Raw genomic sequence first — 18,198 nt, forward strand, 5'->3', positions numbered from 1 at the left:
CAATGGATACTACTACAATAGTATTAACACAAGAACAAATAAAAAGTGTAAAAGGTAAGGGGTTTTTACACAATAGAGGAACTAGAAATTTTTCAGGAAGAATAATAACTGAAAATGGAATACTTACAGGAAGACAAATGGCTATATTAAGTGAAGCGGCAGAGAGATTTGGGAATGGTAATATAAGCTTTACAGTTAGACTAACTGTAGAAGTTCAAGGGATTGACTTTGATAACATAGAGCCATTTAGAGAGTATATAGCAAAAGAAGGCATGGTAACAGGAGGAACTGGTTCAAGAGTTCGTCCAATAGTTGCATGCAAGGGTTCAACTTGTGTATTTGGACTTTGTGATACTCATGGAATAGCAACTGAAATGCATGAGCGTTTCTATGAAGGATACTACGATGTAGTTTTACCTCACAAGTTTAAAATAGCAATCGGTGGATGCCCAAATAACTGTGCAAAACCAGATCTTAACGATATAGGGCTAGTAGGTCAAAGGGTAATGAAGTTTGATATGGACAAATGTAGGGGCTGTGCTAAATGTGGAGTAATAGAAAATTGTCCAATGGATGCAGTAAGTTTACAAGGTGAAAAGATAGTAGTAGAAAATGATAAATGTAACAATTGTGGTAGATGTCTAAGTAAGTGCGTATTTAAAGTAACTGAAGAATGTGAAGAAATGTACAAAATTTATCTAGGTGGGAAATGGGGTAAACAAGTACGTATGGGAAACGCTATCAACAAGTTATTCACAAAGGAAGAAGCGCTTGGAGTGGTTGAAAAATCAGTACTTCTATTCAAAAGTAAGGGAATCTCAGGAGAACGTTTCGGAGAAACTGTGGATAGATTAGGTATAGAAAAAGCAGAAAAGATGTTGATAAGTAATAACTTATTAAAAAATAAAGAAGATATACTAGAAATAGAAACAGTAGCAGGAGCTAAATGCTAATAATATAAATACAAAGAAAGCATATCAAAATTTTGGTATGCTTTCTTTACATTTAAATTAAAGATTGCATTAGACAATGAACATAAGGGAATAATTAAGTAAAAATGAAATTATAATTAAAATATTGTAAGAACATACTTGAGAATTTACAACAAACAGAAAGGATTTGAGATGAAAGGATGGATAACAAATTAACTTATAAAATAAAAAATATACTTACATAGGATTGCCGAAAAGCCCCTTGCTTTAGCTATGGGAGATGAAAGGCGAGGTTTTAATGTTTTTTTAAAATGTTATACATACAAATGTAAAATAACTCCTAACAGGTTATACTAATATTTAGGAGGTGTTATTTGTAATGTATAAATCAAATAATAATATAGCTTATGACTGTAAATATCACGTTATATGGTGTCCTAAGTATAGAAAACCTGTATTAAAAGGTGATGTTGAAAAAATGTTAAAAGAAATATTGTCATTTAAAGCAGAAACTTTAGGCGCTGAAATAATTGAAATGGAAACTGACCTAGATCACGTTAATTTGTTAGTATCTTGCGACCATCGATATGGCATTCATAAAGTCGTGAAAGGCTTAAAAGGATTTAGTTCAAGAGTTCTTAGAAAAAATTTTCCTCACTTAAAATCAACTATGCCTACTTTATGGACTAATAGCTATTTCTGTGCAACAGTAGGTTCTGTAAGTCTTGAAGTTGTAAAGCAATATATTGAAAATCAACAAGTAAGGACTAAAAAGAAATGATTAAAACACATAGAGTAAAACTAAAACTAACTCAATCTCAATTTGAGTTAGTAAGAGAAAAGCAAATGGAATGTGCTAATTGCTGGAATGAAGTTGTGAGAATATCTAAAGAATACTACTTTGAGAATAAAAAATGGATAAGTAACTATGATATACAAAAGTTAATCAAAGGCAGATACAACCTTCATAGTGCTACGATACAAGCTATAAGTGATAAGTTTAGTGCTAATAGAAAAACTATTGCAGAACTTAGAAAAAAAGGTAATACAAGAGCTAAATATCCATATAAAGAAAAGAAGTTTTATATAATTCCATTTAAAAATAGTGCTATAAACACTAATGTAATGGGAAATCTAAAAATATCTATGTCTAAAGGCAGATACTTAGAGTTAGATTTTGGAATTGATAATATTAAAACTGCCGAAATTGTTTGGAGAAACGGTTATTATCTTTATTATACATTTGATAATGGAACAGTTAATCCAATAGCCGAAGGTACTAATACCATAGGTGTAGATTTGGGTGAAATTCATTCAATAGCATCGGTAACGAATGAGGGTAATGCTTTAGTTATATCTAATAGAGAAGGTAGAAGTATTAAGCAATTTAGAAATAAAATGTATGCCTATATATCTAAAAGGTTAAGTAGATGCAAAAAAGGTAGTAGACAATCAAAGAAGTTGTGGAAATTGAAAAATAAGATAAGAACTAAAACGGATAACCAACTACAAAATCTATATCATCAAACAACAAAGAAGTTTATAGATTTCTGTATGGAGGAACAAGTATGTGAAATAGTTTTAGGTGATATAAAAGGAATTGAGAAAGAGACTAAGAAAAAGAAAAAGTTGAATAAAGTAAATAGACAAAAAATATCTCAAATGGAGTATGGTCGTATAAAAGACTATATTAAATATAAAGCTAAAGGACAAGGAATGGAAGTTAAATTAGTTAAGGAACATTTCACTTCTCAAACTTGCCCAAAGTGTTCTAAAAAACACAAACCAACAGGTAGAGCTTATAGTTGTACTTGTAGATATTCAACACATAGAGATATAGTTGGTGCTTGGAATATATTAAGAAAAAAATATAAGTATGATTTAGTAGACTTTAATATAAATCATAAGCAACCAATAAATATAAAAGTATCTACTGTTTAAGGTAGTAGTGGCGAAGACACCGTCCTAAGTAGCTTGGTTTTGTAGAAACCTCTGCATTTATCGTTTAGATATTTGTAAGTGACTAGCCACCAAGAAACCCCTTGCTTTAGCTATGGGGAGAGTGTCATAATATATAAGAGCAATAATACTTATATGTTTTGGAATTGTAGTGTAAATTCAGTATTCAATGGAAATATATCTTGGTTTGATTTAACCTTTGGACAATACATAATACTTTCTGTAATTTTTACATATATATTATCTATAGCATTCTCTACAATGGCTATGTTTGTTTCTTCAAAAGTATACACATACATTGCATTAATAGGAGCTCAAATACCAATACTATTCTTGATAAATAAGGGAATATCAAGACCTATAGAATACTTCCTATTATTCACAGGTACTTATGTACCAAAGTATACATTGCCAATAGTATTAATAGTTCTTATATTAACCGCAGTTATATTTATGATTACTGCTAATAAAAAGGAATGTATAAGGGATATCAATAATTAGTTTTTTATATATAAATATATTTTTATAAAAACATTGAAAAATACGAACCATTGTTATATAATTAGAAAAAACATACAACCTGTATAAATTTGGTAATATGGACCGAAAGTTTCTACAAGGCTACCTTAAATGGCCTAGCTACAGGAGTTATAGACTAAGTTCTACTATATAGTAGTACGGTATTTTAGTATATGATAAGCTCCTGCCAATTTAATTGACAGGGGCTTTTTTTAATAAATATATATATATGGGAGAGTAAAAATGACAAAAACTACACTTACTATGAAAGAATGGTTACAAAGAATAACTATAAATATGATAGGATTGTTCGTATTAAGTCTTGGAGCTACGCTAGGTATAATTTGTGGCTTAGGAGCAAGTCCTTTTGATGTTTTACAAGTGGGGATGACTAACTATTTACCTATAACAATAGGTCAAGCATCACAAATAATAGCGTTAATATTTCTTATATATACTTGGAGTAAAGGGGTTATACCAGGTATAGGAACTATATTAAATGTTATACTTGTAGGTGGATTTATAGATTTGATATTTACTTTTGGAATACAAACACCAGAAACTGTATTATTTAAATTTGTAATGTTATTTTTAAGCATAGCGCTAGCCGGATTTGGTATAGTATTATCTTTAAAAGCTAGAATAGGTGTAGGAACTAGAGATTCATTTATGGAATATTTAGTAACAGCTACAAATAAAGATGTTAATAAAATAAGATCTATTATAGAGGTTTGTGTATTTTTCTTAGGAATGCTACTTGGTGGACCTATTGGAATAGGAAGTATAATAACAGCCTTAACATTGGGTCATATGATTACTTTTTGGGCAAAAGTATTAAATTATGATTTTGATGTAAATAATCACTATACATTTAATGATATTGTAAACGTATATAAAGGTAAAGTTGTATCATAGTAAATTAAATAAAATAATTACATTGAAGACAAAAGGGAGGAAGCCAATACAGCTCCCTCTTTTTTATAGTTTTATTTACACTTTGCTATGAAATCTTCTTGAGAATCAGCTGTTATTAATTCATCATTTATTTCTCCTATTAAATCAGTTCCACATGTACCTATACAACCTTCTTCAAATTCTTCCCCTAAAAGGGCTTTTCTTAGTTCATCTATATCCATACCAGAACATGCTGGACAAAGTCTTATCATTGTTGTATTCCTCCTAAAGATTGATTAAATTAATTATGTTATATTAACATATTGGATATATACCCCAGTTTCTTAACTTAAAACAAAATATAATAAAATTTCAATTTAAATTTAGTAAATAAATAATATTTATTATAAATATATAAGATAGACTATTGATTAATTTATTTTATTCTATAAAATATTAATTAAATACATTAACAAATAATGGGGGGAATAAGGATGAAAAAATTAAAAAGTATAGGTGTAATTGCAGCTATCACAGCTAAAAGTTCCGAAAAAGCTATAGAGTATATAAGTGCATGTGTAAAAGGTGGAATTCAAGGGATTGAAATTAATTATGCAACTCCTAATATCAATGAAGTAGTAAAAAAAGTAAAAGTGAATTATCCAGATTTATTAATAGGAGTAGCAGAAATTCCAGATACTTTAGTAGCACAAGAACTTATAGAGTTAGGTGTAAATTATGTAACAACTCCATATAGTGACTATCGAATAGAAATGGCTTGTCAGAACATAAAGGGTTTAACGTATATACCAGGATGTATGACATTATCAGAAATTAAGCAAGAAAAAGATAAAGGTAATAATATCATAAAACTATATCCAGCAGAGATATTAAATCCTAAATATATATCAATAATAAATTCAATAATGAAATTTGTTGATGTAATGCCAGCAGGGGGAATAAACATAGATAATATAGACCAGTGGTTTGAAAATGGTGCATATTGTGTGGTTGTTGGTAGATATTTAATAGAAAAAGATGATTCTGAGGAAATAGAAAAAAGAGCTAAAGCGCTTATTGATAAATACAACAAGTTAAAATTAAATAAATAAATTTTGTTATAAAATATTTTTATAGACAAGATTGGAATTTATAAAAGGTATTGATTAAAAAATAAATCAATACCTTTTTAATTTAAGCAGAAATCTGATTAAGATCTTCACTGCACATAGAACTCAACTCTTTTTTTCTCTTATTTAGTATTAAACTAGCTATTACGAATATTATTAATTCAGATACAAAAGTAGCCAACCATATACCTTTACCACCAAATAAAACAATCATAACAACTAAAGTTAGTGATATAATAACAAGCCCTCTACCTAAAGCAATAATACTTGCAAAGAAAGATTTCCCTGTTGATACACAAAAACCAGATACTATTATATTATATCCAACTATTAAAAATGCAAAAGAAGAGATTCTAAGAGTTAAAACTGTATATCTAAATAAATCTAGATTAGATTTATCTATAAACATACTAGTAATAGCCTCTGAAAAAATTATAACTACGAAGAAACCTATTATTGAAGCTTTTTTAATAGTACTTAAGCTTATTTTTAATAAATTAAGAACTGATTTGTAGTCTCCTTTTCCATAATAAAAACTACATATTGGTTGTAAACCTTGAGAAACCCCCATCATAGTAGATATTACAAGAGTATTAATATAGCAGACTACACTATAACTAACTAATGCATCTTCTCCTATAAATCTTAAAATACATTGGTTAAATAACAAAACAATAATACCTAAGCTAGCCTCAGTTGTACAATCAGGTAAACCGATGCTTACTACACGCCCTATAAAACTAAAATCAAATTTAAATTTGCAAAATCTTAGCTTTCCTTTTCTCTTTAAAAAATGAATCAAGAAAAATGATATTGAAAATACTCTAGCTATTCCAGTAGCAAGAGCAGCTCCTTCTACACCCCAGTTTAATTTAATAACAAATATATAATCAAGAACTATATTAGTTATAGCAGAGATGACAACACCAATAGTTGAAAGGTGAGGGTAGCCATCACATTTAATAAGTAGCTCTAGACTATATGAAATTAGGTAACATGGTATAAATAGAATGATAATTCCTAAGTAACCTTTTACATAAGAGAAAGTAGATTCAGTACCCCCTAAAAATAAGCATAGCTTATCCAAGTTTAATAAAGAAACTACAATCATTACAATAGATATTAATACTAAAACTACAGTATTTAATGAAAAATATTCGCTAGCTTTTTTAGTATCACCTTTGCCAAGAGTAATAGAAACTATTGTAGATGCTCCTGTAGAAAAAAGAACTGATAATGCAAATAAAGTGTTAATAAAAGGCATAGATATATTTATTGCAGCTAAGGCTTCACTACCCACACCCCTACTAACAAAAGCTCCATCTACCATAGAGTATAAAGAAAATACCCACATTGAAGCTACTGAAGGTATTACATATTGTTTAAATAATGATTTTAAATCTTTTGAATTTTCCATTGATAACCTCCTATCCCATAAAGTAGAATATAAACTAGAGTATAATACTCAAGTCAACAACTTTAACAATATTATTATAATAAGCAAATGAGGTCAACTTATGAAAAGAAAATATTATAAAACAGGAGAACTTTCGAAAATATATAAAATAGGTAGAGATTCCTTAAAATATTATGAGAAATTAGGACTTTTAAATCCTACTAGAGATAAAAATACTTATAGAATGTACACTATCAAGGATATATGTAATTTAAGCCTTATAAAAGAGCTTAGAAGTTTAGATTTTTCAATGCAAAGAATAAAAGAATACCTAAAAAATAGAAATATAGAAACAACTAAAAAAATGTTAAAAGAAGAATTGAGCTTAATAGAGCAAAAGTTAGAAGAATTATTAACGCATAAGGATAGTATTAATCAAAGATTAAAATCAATAAATAACGCAATAGATAATACTAATGTTAATAGAATAGAGCTTATCTATATCAACAAGAGAAAGGCTATTGCGAGAAAAACAAATGGAGAATTTACTGAAAATGTTGATTATTTAATACAAAGGCTAAATGAAAACCTAGAAGAAAATTTTTACATTTTAGGAAATAGTAACTTTGGAGGAGTATTTGATTCAAAAAGTATTGATAGAGGAGTGTATAATAACTATAAATCAATACTATGTTTTATAGAAGATGACTCGGTAAGATCTAATTTTATTTTAGATGAGGGGTATTATGTAACGTATACATATAGAGGTGATTATAAGCAATCTTCTAGAGTACTCCCTATGATGTATAAATTTATCAAAGCTAATAATTATGTAGTGCTTGGAGATCCAATAGAAATATATAAAATAGATATATATGAAACTGATACAGAAGATGAGTATGTTACTCAAGTTCAAATTCCAGTAAAGCTATTAATGGATTGTTAGTTCTAGAGATTTTAACTCTACGGTTCGTTTATTGAATAATATATCGAGATGGTTTAAATTATTAATAGAGGTGATGCCAATGGATTGTAGTAAGATAGGTAGTTTAATATATAAATTAAGAAAAGAAAAAAACATGACACAAAAGCAAGTTGCAGATGCCATGAATATAAGTGATAAAACAATAAGTAAATGGGAAAGAGGATTAGGGTGTCCTGATATTTCTTTACTCCCTAAATTGGCAGAAATACTTGAAATAAGTGTTGATGGAATTTTATCTGGAGAAATAAATTTAAACGAATCAGTAGGAGGCAATATGAATAAATTAAAGTTTTATGTGTGTCCACAATGTAATAATTTGATGACTGCAACAGGAGAGGCAACTATTTCATGTTGCGGTAAAGTAATAGAAGCATTAAGTGCTAAAAAAGCTGAAGATGAACATCTACTTGATATAGAGCCTGTAGAAGATGAGTTATTTGTAACTACTAAACATGAAATGAAAAAAGAACATTATATATCTTTTATAGCTTATGTTAGGGGAGATAGAGCTCTTATAGTAAAGCAATATCCTGAATGGGATATGCAATTTAGATTCCATAAACAAGGGCGTGGAAGATTGTATTTCTATTGTACAAATGATGGACTATATTATCAAACTATATAAAGACTTGAGGGAAATTGAATTTCCCTCAAGTACTAAGTCCTATTAAACTCAAATAGTAAGTTCTATATAATATAGAATTATCCCATCATTCCTATAACCATACCTATAAAGTAAGGAACAAGCCATATTGTCCAAACTACTATACTAAATTTATGGAAGAATCTTTTCTTTTCTTCATCACCTTTTGCTAAAACATAAGTTGCCCAACCTGCATGGAATAACATAAGCACTATTGCAAGGAATCCTGTAATACCATGTAGATTTTGAGTAAACGCAGATGTTGCAATTCCAGCAGAAGCTTTAGCTATTTGCCCCATTGTTAAAGTTCCTAATGTATCACAAACTAATCCACACCAGAATATTATAACGTGTTTTTTGTTTAAAGTATTAGATCTTCTTTCACCAAATACACCTACAGTGTAAAGTAGAAGAGCTGAAGTAATAAATACTATTGCTATTATTAATTTTGAATCCATAATAATCACTCCTTAATTTTAGATAATATATTTCTTAAACTTGAGACTAAATCATTTAATTCTTCGTCTGTACAATTTTCAAAGATGCCATCAAAACTATGTTGGATTTTCTCTCTAAAATTGAAAGTAAATGCCATACCTTTTTTAGTGAATCTTAGGTAAGTATTTCTTTTGTCGTCTTCTTTTTTAAATTTTTCAACAAAGTCATTTTGTTCAAGCCTAGTTACAATTCCTGATACAGTACCTTTAGCTAAAGACATTTGTTCACATAAATCAGAGATAGTAAGTTCTTTATTATGTGCAATTAGTTTAATGACAATGATTTGTTGATGTGTTAATCCATTTTCTTTGAAGCTATCTTCAATGGAATACATTGTCTTTGAGTAAAGCTCTTTTAATAGCATTGCAATTCTAAATGTATCACAATTTATACTCATAGCATCACCTCCAAAATAGTTCCTATGCAAACTAATATAGTTCATTGCGCGACTAAAGTCAATAGTTTTCATGCGAACTTTTTTACATTAATGCTTCATTAGTTGCTTTATAAAGTTATTTACTTAAGTTAATGATATAGTTTAATATAAATAAGAGGAAAACACAAAAAAGTGATAAATTTATTTGTAATATATTTGTCAGATATGGGGGAAGTATGGAAAATATATTAGAAACAATAGATAATTATATAATTATATTAGATAAAAAATATAACATAAAATTTTGCAACAAGAGAATATTATTCAAACTTGGATACCAGTCAGAAGAATTAAAAAATATTAATATTAAAAATATATTCTTTAATAAAAATAAAAGTATAAATATTGATATAGACAATATTACTAAAAATAAAAAATTAAATATTAGTTTAGAATTATTATCCAAATGTAGAGAAAAAATATCTGTATATAGTGAAGTAATAATAGATACTTTTAAAGGAGAAGAATCTATTATTATAGTATCTAAAGATATTTGTGAAAAATCATATAAAAGAGAAGAATTAGAAAAAATCCTAGAAAGTATACTACTTAATTGTTGGTTAAAAAATATGGATGGAGAGTATGTATATGTAAATGAGTCTTATGCAAAGGAACTAGGAGATAATAGATTAAATATACTTGGTAAAAAAACGGGAGACTATTGGGATAATAAGCAGTGCAGTGAATTTACTGATATGGACAGAGAAGTTATTGAAAGTAGAAAGTATCAGTTAACAGAAAATTATTCAAAACAAGATGATTCAGAATTATGGGTGGAGATATACAAGGCACCCATTATTAATGAAAATAACGAAGTAGAATATATTGTTGGATTTACAAAAGATATAACACTACAAAAAAAATTAGAGAATGAAATGTATATTAATGCTAAGAAAATAAACAATTTAAATAATATACTTATGAAAAATAATACAAACAATAGTATGTATGATCTATTGAACAATATAACTGAAAATATATTAAATCATTTTGAGTGTGATGGTGTTTCTCTTTTATTGGTCAATAGAGAAAACTCATATATAGATATAAATATAAATAGTGGTTTAGAAAATAAGTATAAACTAGATGAGAGATTACTTAAAATTAAGGTAGAAGAACTTGACAACCTAAATAATCATGACTATGTAAATAATATCATAAATATTAATGATATAGATGATGAAGTACTAAAAAATCATATGCAAAAAAATTCTATCGAGAACATGGGTGTTTATAATATGAAATTTAATAATGAAACTATTGGATTTTTAGTACTTAAATTCTTGAAAAATAATACTGTGAAATTTAATAAAATAGATTATCTAAAGACTGTATCTGAAAACTTAGCTACTATGATTAAGAGCCATACTTTGTCTAAAGAGATGCAAGAAGAGTTTGAAAAGCGTAAACAAATAGAAAGTGAGCTGGAGCTTTTATTAGATATATCTGTAGATCTTATATCCAGAGGAAATATAAATGGAGAAATAAAATATATAAATAGCAATTGGCACAAAGCTTTGGGATGGACTGAATCGGAGCTATTATCTATGAATATACTAGACATAATCCATTCAGAATTTAAGAAAGAGTATAAAGAAATCATTAAAGGATTAAGAGAAGACACTGGATATTTAGTGAGTAAACTTATTTGTAAAGATGGAAGTTATAAATGGGTAGAGCTTAATTATAAAATCTTAAGAAATGAAGAAAAGTTTATAATTACAGCAAAAGATCTTAGTGAACAAAGAAAGCAAGAAGAAGAAAAGAAAATTTTAGAAAAAGCTATTCAAATGGAAAGTTTAAAGAATGAATTTTTTGCAAACATATCTCATGAATTTAGAACTCCGCTTAATATAATACTAGGTACTATGCAACTTATGCAGAAAAATGTTGAAAATAAGAAAATAACTTGGGATGAAAGTTTAAATTTAGAATCTCATATAAACTACATAAAGCAAAACTCGTATCGGTTATTAAGGTTAGTTAATAACTTAATAGATATTACGAGTATTGAATCGGGATATTATCAGTTACAATTAGGAAATTACAATATAGTAGATATAGTAGAAAATATTACTTTATCCGTAGCTCAATACACTAGGGAACAAGGCATAAATTTAATATTTGATACTAATTGCGAAGAAAAAATAATTGCATGTGACCCTGAAAAGATAGAAAGAGTAGTACTAAATTTACTATCTAACGCAACAAAATATACTGATGCTAATGGATGTATCTATGTGGATTTACAAATAGATGATGAAATTGTAAAAGTATCTGTAAAGGATAATGGAGTTGGAATATCTAAGGATAAATTAGATGTAATATTTGATAGATTTAAAAAAATAGATAACAGTTTAAATAGAAAATGTGAAGGTAGTGGAATTGGGCTATCTTTAGTAAAATCTTTAGTAGAACTTCAAAATGGAAGTATATATGTAGATAGCGAATTAGGGGTAGGTACAGAGTTTATTTTTGAATTACCAGTAAGAATTATCGATGATACTTCGCAAATTACATTAAATAGAGAAATTTCTAAGAGTGATCAAATAGAAAAGTGTAATATAGAATTTTCTGATATATATTCATAAAGAATTTAAAAATGCTAATGCATAATCAAAATAGGTATTGATTATGCATTAGCATTTTAGCATTATATGGAAGAAGAAATAGGTTAAATATAAAAAAACACGTAAAATGCCGAAAAATGTTGAAAAATAATTCAGAAATGATATAATTAGTATGTTACTCGAACTAAAAATACAGTATAAAATTTAACGTTCGATATAGAGGTGTATTATGAATAATAAAGTTTTAAATACAATAGAAGAAATAAAAAATGAAATGATTAATTTAAGTGAAGATATTTTCAAAAACCCTGAACTTGGTTTCAAGGAATATGAAACTAATAAATTAATATGTGAAGTTTTAGAGAAATACAATATATCTTATCAATCAGATATAGCGATAACAGGAATAAAATCAACATTAGATTCAAAAAAAGATGGACCACATATTGCATTAGTATGTGAGCTAGATTCAGTACCAAGTACAGAACACAAGTATCTAGGCAAAAAAGATAATTGTGCTCATTCATGTGGTCATTATGCACAAATAGGTGTGATGTTAGGTACATTTGTAGCTTTAAAAGAATCTAATATTATAGAAAATATTAGCGGTAAAGTATCTTTTATAGCTACACCAGCAGAAGAGTATTGTGATTTTGATTATCGTGAGGAGTTAGTAAAAGAAAATAAACTTTCTTACATATCTGGAAAACAAGAGATGGTAAAATTAAATGCGTTTAATGATATAGATTTAGTAATATCATGTCATTCAATGCCTCCTACAGATAGGTATTATTCAGAAGTCAATTCTAGCTTAAATGGATTTTTAGGAAAGAAAATTACTTTTAGAGGAGTTTCAGCACATGCTGGTCTTAATCCATGTGATGGTGTAAATGCATTAAATGCAGCAAATGTTGCTTTAAGTGCAATAGCTTATTTAAGAGAAACTTTCAAAGAAGAAGATGCCATTAGAGTTCATCATGTAATAAGTGAAGGTGGAACTAGTGTAAATAGTATACCAGATAAAGTAGTTATAGATATGTATATAAGGGCAAAAACATTAGATGCTATCATGGATGTTAATGCAAAAATAGATAAAGCCTTTAGAGGTGGAGCTTTAGCAATTGGAGCTGAAGTAGAAATAACTAACACTGGAGGATACTTACCACTTACACAAGACAAATATCTTACAGAAATAATCAAAGAAAATATGCTTAAGTTTATGGATGAAGATAAAATTCTTAAAGACTGTCATTCTTTTGCAAGTGGTGACATCGGAGATTTATCTTATGTACTACCTACTGTTCAAATTGGTATATCAGGATTTGCAGGAAGAATTCATGGTAATGATTTTAGAACAGAAAATGAAAGCTTAGCTTATGAATTACCGATTAAATACTTTACAGAAACAGTAATAGATTTATTACAAGACGACTGTAAAAAAGCAAAAAATATAGTATCAAACTATAAGAGAAATCTTACCTTTGATGATTATATAAATTTATTAAACAACATAAACAAAACTAATACGTATAAAGTGGAGGACTAATTATGTTTAAGAAGAAAATAATGGCGACTCTTTTAGCAATGGGTCTAAGTGCAAGTGTTTTAGTAGGATGTGCTTCAGGTTCAGAGGAATCTAAAGGTGCAGACGGTGATAAAGTAAGTGTTAAATTATTAGTTACAGGAGCATTAGGAGATAAAGGATTCAATGATTCAGCTAATGAAGGTATAAAGAAGATAGAAGAAAAATTCGGAGATAAAGTAGACGTTGAAGTTGTAGAAATGGGATTTGACCAAACTAAGTTTGAGCCATCTTTAACAGATGCTTCAGAATCGGATGCAGATATAATAATAACTGGTGGTTGGGACATGAAAGAACATGTTGAAAACACAGCAGAAACTTATAAAGAGAAAAAATATATAGTATACGATACAGATGTAAACTATGATGAATATGATTTAGACAATGTATACTCAATGACATATAAGCAAAATGAAGCAGGATTCTTAGCTGGTGCTTTAGCAGCTTTAGTAACAAGTAGTGATATGGAACTTGCTAATGAAGAAAAAGTTATAGGATTTGTTGGAGCGAGAGATACTTCGGCAGTTATAAATGATTCATTAGTAGGGTATATAGAAGGTGCTAAGTTTATAGATAAAGATGTTAAAGTAGAAGTATCTTATGTTGGATCATTTACAGATACTGCAAAAGCTAAAGAATTAACATTAGCTCAATACTCAAAGGGAGCAGATGTAGTATTTACAGCTGCTGGACCAGCATCTGCAGGTTCTGTTGAAGCAGCAAGAGATTCTAAAAAGTATGTTATAGGTGTAGATAGTGACCAAGCATTAGCTTACGAAGGTAAAGAAGAACAAAAGTATATAATATCTTCTGCACTTAAAAATATAGATACATCTTTAGTTGAAGCAATGGATAAATACTTAAATGATACATTAGAATTTAATACTCATGATGTATTAGGTATAAAAGAAGGTCAAGTAGGACTTGCTGAAAATGATATATACACTTCTACAGTAAGTGAAGATATAAGAAATAAAGTAAATGAAGTTTCGGAAGAGTTAAAGACAGGTAAAGTAAAAGTAACAACAGCATTAGGTATGGATGAAGCTAAATTAAAAGAAATAATAAAAAAAGCAAAATAATAGAAAGTAGGGTGGGTTAAATGAACAAAGAAATACTAAAAGTAAGTAATTTAACTAAAGTATACCCTGGAGGTGTAGTGGCTAACTACAATGTAAATATTTCTATAAATGAGGGAGAAGTACATGCACTTATAGGTGAAAATGGTGCAGGTAAATCTACTCTTATGAAAATGCTATTTGGAATGATACCACCTACAAGTGGTGATATATATGTTAATGAAGAAAAGGTAAGCTTTACTTCATCTAAGCAAGCCTTAGAAAAAGGTATAGGGATGGTGCATCAGCATTTTATGCTGGTGCCTTCTTTAAGTGTTGCAGAAAACTTAATTTTAGGACATGAAACTTCTAAAGGTGGATTTATAAGTCTAGAAGATGCTATTAAACAAACAGAAGAAATCTCTAGAAAATATAACTTAAAAGTTGATGCAAGAGCGAAAGTAAAAGATATTTCCATAGCAATGAAACAAAAATTAGAAATATTAAAAGCTCTATATAGAGGAGCCAAGATATTAATATTAGATGAGCCAACAGCAGTACTTACACCACAGGAGATAGAAGAGTTATTTAAACAATTAAAGTTATTAAAAGAAGATGGATATACAATAATATTTATATCACATAAACTTCATGAGATAAAAGAACTTTGTGATAGATTGACAGTACTTAGAGATGGTAAAACTATGGGAACTTACTCAGTAAGTGAACTCTCAGAGCAAGAAATATCTAAGTTAATGGTTGGTCGTGATGTTAACTTAGACATAGAAAAAACAGAAAAAGATTTTAGAGATGTAGTTTTAAGTGTTGATAATTTAACTGTAAAAAACTCATTTAAGAACGTGGTAGTAAATGATGTAAGATTTACAGTAAGAGAAGGTCAAATACTTGGAGTTGCAGGTATAGAAGGTAATGGACAGTCAGAACTTGTAAATGCAATAATAGGAACAGATGCTATAACTAATGGTAAAATAATTTTAAATAAAACAGATATTACAAATCAATCAATATTAAAAAGACAAGAAATGGGTATATCACATGTTTCTGAAGATAGATTAGCATATGGCAGTGCACCAAATCTTTCAATAGAAGATAATGCAATATCAAAAATATATGCTTCAAAAGAGCTAAATAACAAAGGTTTATTAAATTTAGCTAAGGTGAAAGAATTTACAACTAACTTAGTTAAAGAATTTATAGTAAAGCATGATACTACAAAGCAAGCTATAAAAGACTTATCTGGTGGTAATATACAAAAAGTTATAGTGGGACGTGAATTCTTATATGAGCCACAATTATTAATCGTAAATCAACCAACTCGTGGAATAGATGTTGGAGCAATAGAATTTATAAGACACAAAATACTGGATATGAGAGAGCGAAAGAAAGCTATATTACTTATATCATCTGATTTAGGTGAAGTTTTATCTTTAAGTGATAGCATAATAGTTATGCACGAAGGTAAAATAGTAGGTTATATAGAAGATGCTAAAAATGTAACTGAAGAAGAATTAGGACTTTATATGCTAGGGGTTAAGCATGACGGAGATAAGGTAGTTGGAGGTGCTTATTATGAGCAAAAATAAAAAATCTAATTCATTAAAATACTTCGGATTTTTAAGATTATTAGTTGCAGTAGGTATAGCATTAGCAATTACAACAGGAATAATATTCTTAGTAAGTGACAATCCGACAAAGGCATTATCTATATTATTAACAGGGCCAATAAGTTCAAAAAGATATTTCTTCAATGTTCTTGAGATGATGGTTCCTCTAATATTTACAGGTTTATCATTAAGTTTAGTTTTTAAATCTGGGAACTTCTCAATGATAACAGATGCATCATTTTACATGGGGGCAGTTATAGCATCAGCTATAGCAATAATGCTACCACTTCCAGTAGGCATACATCCACTAGTTGCAATAGCAATAGCTGGTACTATAGGGGGACTTATAGGAGCACTTCCTGCACTATTTAAAGTTAAGTACAAAGCTAACGAGCTTGTTACTTCACTTATGCTTAATTATGTATTCTTCTATACAGGATTATATATAGTTAATAAATTCTTAGCAGATAGACAAGCAAGTAACTTTGCTTCTCTTAAGTTTCTAAAAACGTCAAGCCTAGGAATTGTTATTGAAGGAACTAGACTTCACTACGGATTTATAATAGCTATTTTAGCATGCATATTGCTATATGTGTTCTTAACTCGTACTAAGTGGGGTTATGAAATAAGGGTAGTAGGTTCTAATCCGGAGTTTGCAAGATACTCAGGAATAAATACTAAAAAAGTTATACTATATACTTCATTTATATCAGGATTTTTAGCAGCTATGGGTGGAGCTATAGAAAAGCTAGGTATGTATAAGCGTTTCCAATGGTCTATGGCACCTACTTATGCTTGGGACGGAGTTATAATATCTATACTTTCATCAAATAATCCAATATTTATACCAATAGCAGCATTCTTCTTATCGTACTTACGTGTTGGTGCTGATATAATGTCGAGACAAACAGATGTGCAAAATGAAATAGTATCACTTATACAAGGAATAATAATTCTTTTAGTTACAGCTGAAAGATTCTTGTATTTTATAAAGCAAAGAAAAGAAAGTCAATTGGCTTTAGCAAATAATGAAAACAAAGGAGGCGATAAGTAATGGAAGCCTTACTTGGAATTTTATTAAAAGAAGAATTTTGGTTTGCAGTTATAAGATCAACAACTCCAATACTTCTAACAACATTAGGTGCTATGATAGCAGCTCGTGCAGGAGCTAGAAATATAGCTTTAGAAGGTACGATGCTTACGGCCGCATTTGTTGGAGTAGTAGGAAGTCACTTTACACAAAGTGCATTTTTAGGATTGTTACTAGCAGTGTTAGCAGGAATAATAATGAGTAATATAATTGCTTATTTTGCTCTTAAGTTAAAATCAAATATTATAATATCGGGTATAGCTCTAAATCTAGTAGCATCTGGTATGACCGTATTTGGATTATATGTAATCACAGGAGACAAAGGAGCATCTACTTCTCTTAATTCTTTAGCATTACCTAACATAAATATACCTGTAATAGAAAATATACCAGTGCTTGGTACTATATTATCAGGACATAACGTTTTAACATATACAGGATTACTATTAGTTTTAATAGTATGGATAATGTTTAAATATACTAAACTAGGACTTAGAATAAAGGCAGTTGGAGAAAGTCCAGAGGCTGCAGAGTCTGTGGGTATAAATGTAAATAGAGTAAAGTATATAGCACTTACAATGAGTGGTGCATTAGCAGCACTTGGAGGAGCATTCTTATCTATGGGATATGTAACACTATTCTCTGCGGGAATGACTTCAGGAAGAGGTTATATAGCATTAGCTACTCAAGCAATGGCAGGAGCTAATCCTGTAGTAGGTCTATTAACTTCTGGTTTATTTGGATTTACAGAAAGTATGAGTAATTATTTACAAGGTATAAATTTACCAATAGAGTTTATACAAATGTTACCATACCTTGCAATAGTAGTTATATATGTAGTCTATTGTGCAAATAAAACAAAAAAAGAAATCAATTAAATA

At 28.8% G+C, this 18,198-nt stretch carries 18 protein-coding genes and 1 riboswitch; of the genes, 14 read left to right on the forward strand and 4 right to left on the reverse strand.

Annotated features, from left to right (window positions below; all coding sequences use genetic code 11):
- The first annotated feature begins 2 nt into the window (after positions 1-2).
- The 5 genes from ACRC03_RS17220 (at position 3) to ACRC03_RS17240 (ending at position 4,325) form a co-directional block, all read left to right on the forward strand.
- Positions 3-953, forward strand: a complete 951-nt coding sequence (locus ACRC03_RS17220) for a 4Fe-4S dicluster domain-containing protein (protein ID WP_438653832.1) — start codon at positions 3-5, stop codon at positions 951-953.
- A gap of 358 nt (positions 954-1,311) precedes the next feature.
- The gene (gene tnpA / locus ACRC03_RS17225) at positions 1,312-1,713 is read left to right on the forward strand and encodes an IS200/IS605 family transposase (protein ID WP_438653833.1); all 402 of its coding nucleotides are present in this window, start codon (positions 1,312-1,314) and stop codon (positions 1,711-1,713) included.
- The gene (locus tag ACRC03_RS17230; protein ID WP_438653834.1) at positions 1,710-2,873 is read left to right on the forward strand and encodes an RNA-guided endonuclease InsQ/TnpB family protein; all 1,164 of its coding nucleotides are present in this window, start codon (positions 1,710-1,712) and stop codon (positions 2,871-2,873) included. The genes tnpA and ACRC03_RS17230 overlap by 4 nt, the downstream gene beginning before the upstream one ends.
- 153 nt (positions 2,874-3,026) lie before the next feature.
- Positions 3,027-3,392, forward strand: a complete 366-nt coding sequence (locus tag ACRC03_RS17235) for a hypothetical protein (RefSeq protein WP_438653835.1) — start codon at positions 3,027-3,029, stop codon at positions 3,390-3,392.
- Positions 3,393-3,451: 59 nt separating this feature from the next.
- A riboswitch (purine riboswitch) is annotated at positions 3,452-3,553 on the forward strand.
- A 100-nt stretch (positions 3,554-3,653) separates the two neighbouring features.
- Positions 3,654-4,325, forward strand: coding sequence for a YczE/YyaS/YitT family protein (locus ACRC03_RS17240; protein WP_438653836.1), 672 nt, complete (start codon positions 3,654-3,656; stop codon positions 4,323-4,325).
- Positions 4,326-4,396: 71 nt separating this feature from the next.
- Here ACRC03_RS17240 and ACRC03_RS17245 read toward each other — a convergent pair whose 3' ends face one another.
- Entirely contained in the window at positions 4,397-4,576 is a 180-nt protein-coding gene (locus ACRC03_RS17245) for a DUF1450 domain-containing protein (RefSeq protein ID WP_438653837.1), read from the reverse strand.
- 222 nt (positions 4,577-4,798) lie between these two features.
- On the opposite strand from ACRC03_RS17245, the gene ACRC03_RS17250 reads away from it, so the two are divergent.
- Positions 4,799-5,416: a hypothetical protein gene (locus ACRC03_RS17250; protein WP_438653838.1), complete on the forward strand. Its 618-nt coding sequence runs from the start codon at positions 4,799-4,801 to the stop codon at positions 5,414-5,416.
- A gap of 82 nt (positions 5,417-5,498) precedes the next feature.
- Here ACRC03_RS17250 and ACRC03_RS17255 read toward each other — a convergent pair whose 3' ends face one another.
- A complete protein-coding gene (locus ACRC03_RS17255; RefSeq protein WP_438653839.1) occupies positions 5,499-6,851 on the reverse strand; it encodes an MATE family efflux transporter in 1,353 nt (450 codons plus the stop codon).
- 100 nt (positions 6,852-6,951) lie between these two features.
- Between ACRC03_RS17255 and ACRC03_RS17260 the strand changes: the two genes are divergently transcribed.
- Entirely contained in the window at positions 6,952-7,776 is an 825-nt protein-coding gene (locus tag ACRC03_RS17260) for a MerR family transcriptional regulator (RefSeq protein WP_438653840.1), read from the forward strand.
- Positions 7,777-7,855: 79 nt separating this feature from the next.
- On the forward strand, positions 7,856-8,440 hold the full coding sequence (locus ACRC03_RS17265) for a helix-turn-helix domain-containing protein (protein ID WP_438653841.1): 585 nt from the start codon (positions 7,856-7,858) through the stop codon (positions 8,438-8,440).
- 77 nt (positions 8,441-8,517) lie between these two features.
- Here ACRC03_RS17265 and ACRC03_RS17270 read toward each other — a convergent pair whose 3' ends face one another.
- Positions 8,518-8,916, reverse strand: coding sequence for an HsmA family protein (locus ACRC03_RS17270; RefSeq protein WP_438653842.1), 399 nt, complete (start codon positions 8,914-8,916; stop codon positions 8,518-8,520).
- 5 nt (positions 8,917-8,921) lie between these two features.
- The gene (locus ACRC03_RS17275; RefSeq protein WP_438653843.1) at positions 8,922-9,353 is read right to left on the reverse strand and encodes a MarR family winged helix-turn-helix transcriptional regulator; all 432 of its coding nucleotides are present in this window, start codon (positions 9,351-9,353) and stop codon (positions 8,922-8,924) included.
- Positions 9,354-9,568: 215 nt separating this feature from the next.
- On the opposite strand from ACRC03_RS17275, the gene ACRC03_RS17280 reads away from it, so the two are divergent.
- The 6 genes from ACRC03_RS17280 (at position 9,569) to ACRC03_RS17305 (ending at position 18,195) form a co-directional block, all read left to right on the forward strand.
- The gene (locus ACRC03_RS17280; protein ID WP_438653844.1) at positions 9,569-11,983 is read left to right on the forward strand and encodes a PAS domain S-box protein; all 2,415 of its coding nucleotides are present in this window, start codon (positions 9,569-9,571) and stop codon (positions 11,981-11,983) included.
- A 208-nt stretch (positions 11,984-12,191) separates the two neighbouring features.
- Positions 12,192-13,508 (forward strand): amidohydrolase, encoded by a 1,317-nt coding sequence (locus ACRC03_RS17285; RefSeq protein WP_438653845.1) that lies wholly within the window; start codon positions 12,192-12,194, stop codon positions 13,506-13,508.
- 2 nt (positions 13,509-13,510) lie between these two features.
- On the forward strand, positions 13,511-14,626 hold the full coding sequence (locus tag ACRC03_RS17290; protein WP_438653846.1) for a BMP family ABC transporter substrate-binding protein: 1,116 nt from the start codon (positions 13,511-13,513) through the stop codon (positions 14,624-14,626).
- A 20-nt stretch (positions 14,627-14,646) separates the two neighbouring features.
- Positions 14,647-16,206, forward strand: a complete 1,560-nt coding sequence (locus ACRC03_RS17295; RefSeq protein WP_438653847.1) for an ABC transporter ATP-binding protein — start codon at positions 14,647-14,649, stop codon at positions 16,204-16,206.
- A complete protein-coding gene (locus ACRC03_RS17300) occupies positions 16,193-17,281 on the forward strand; it encodes an ABC transporter permease (RefSeq protein WP_438653848.1) in 1,089 nt (362 codons plus the stop codon). Before ACRC03_RS17295 ends, ACRC03_RS17300 begins: the two co-directional genes overlap by 14 nt.
- Positions 17,281-18,195 (forward strand): ABC transporter permease, encoded by a 915-nt coding sequence (locus tag ACRC03_RS17305; protein ID WP_438653849.1) that lies wholly within the window; start codon positions 17,281-17,283, stop codon positions 18,193-18,195. The genes ACRC03_RS17300 and ACRC03_RS17305 overlap by 1 nt, the downstream gene beginning before the upstream one ends.
- Positions 18,196-18,198 lie beyond the last annotated feature (3 nt).

The organism is Romboutsia sp., assembly GCF_051659545.1.
In the GTDB taxonomy this organism is placed as follows: Bacteria; Bacillota; Clostridia; order Peptostreptococcales; family Peptostreptococcaceae; genus JBOFOR01.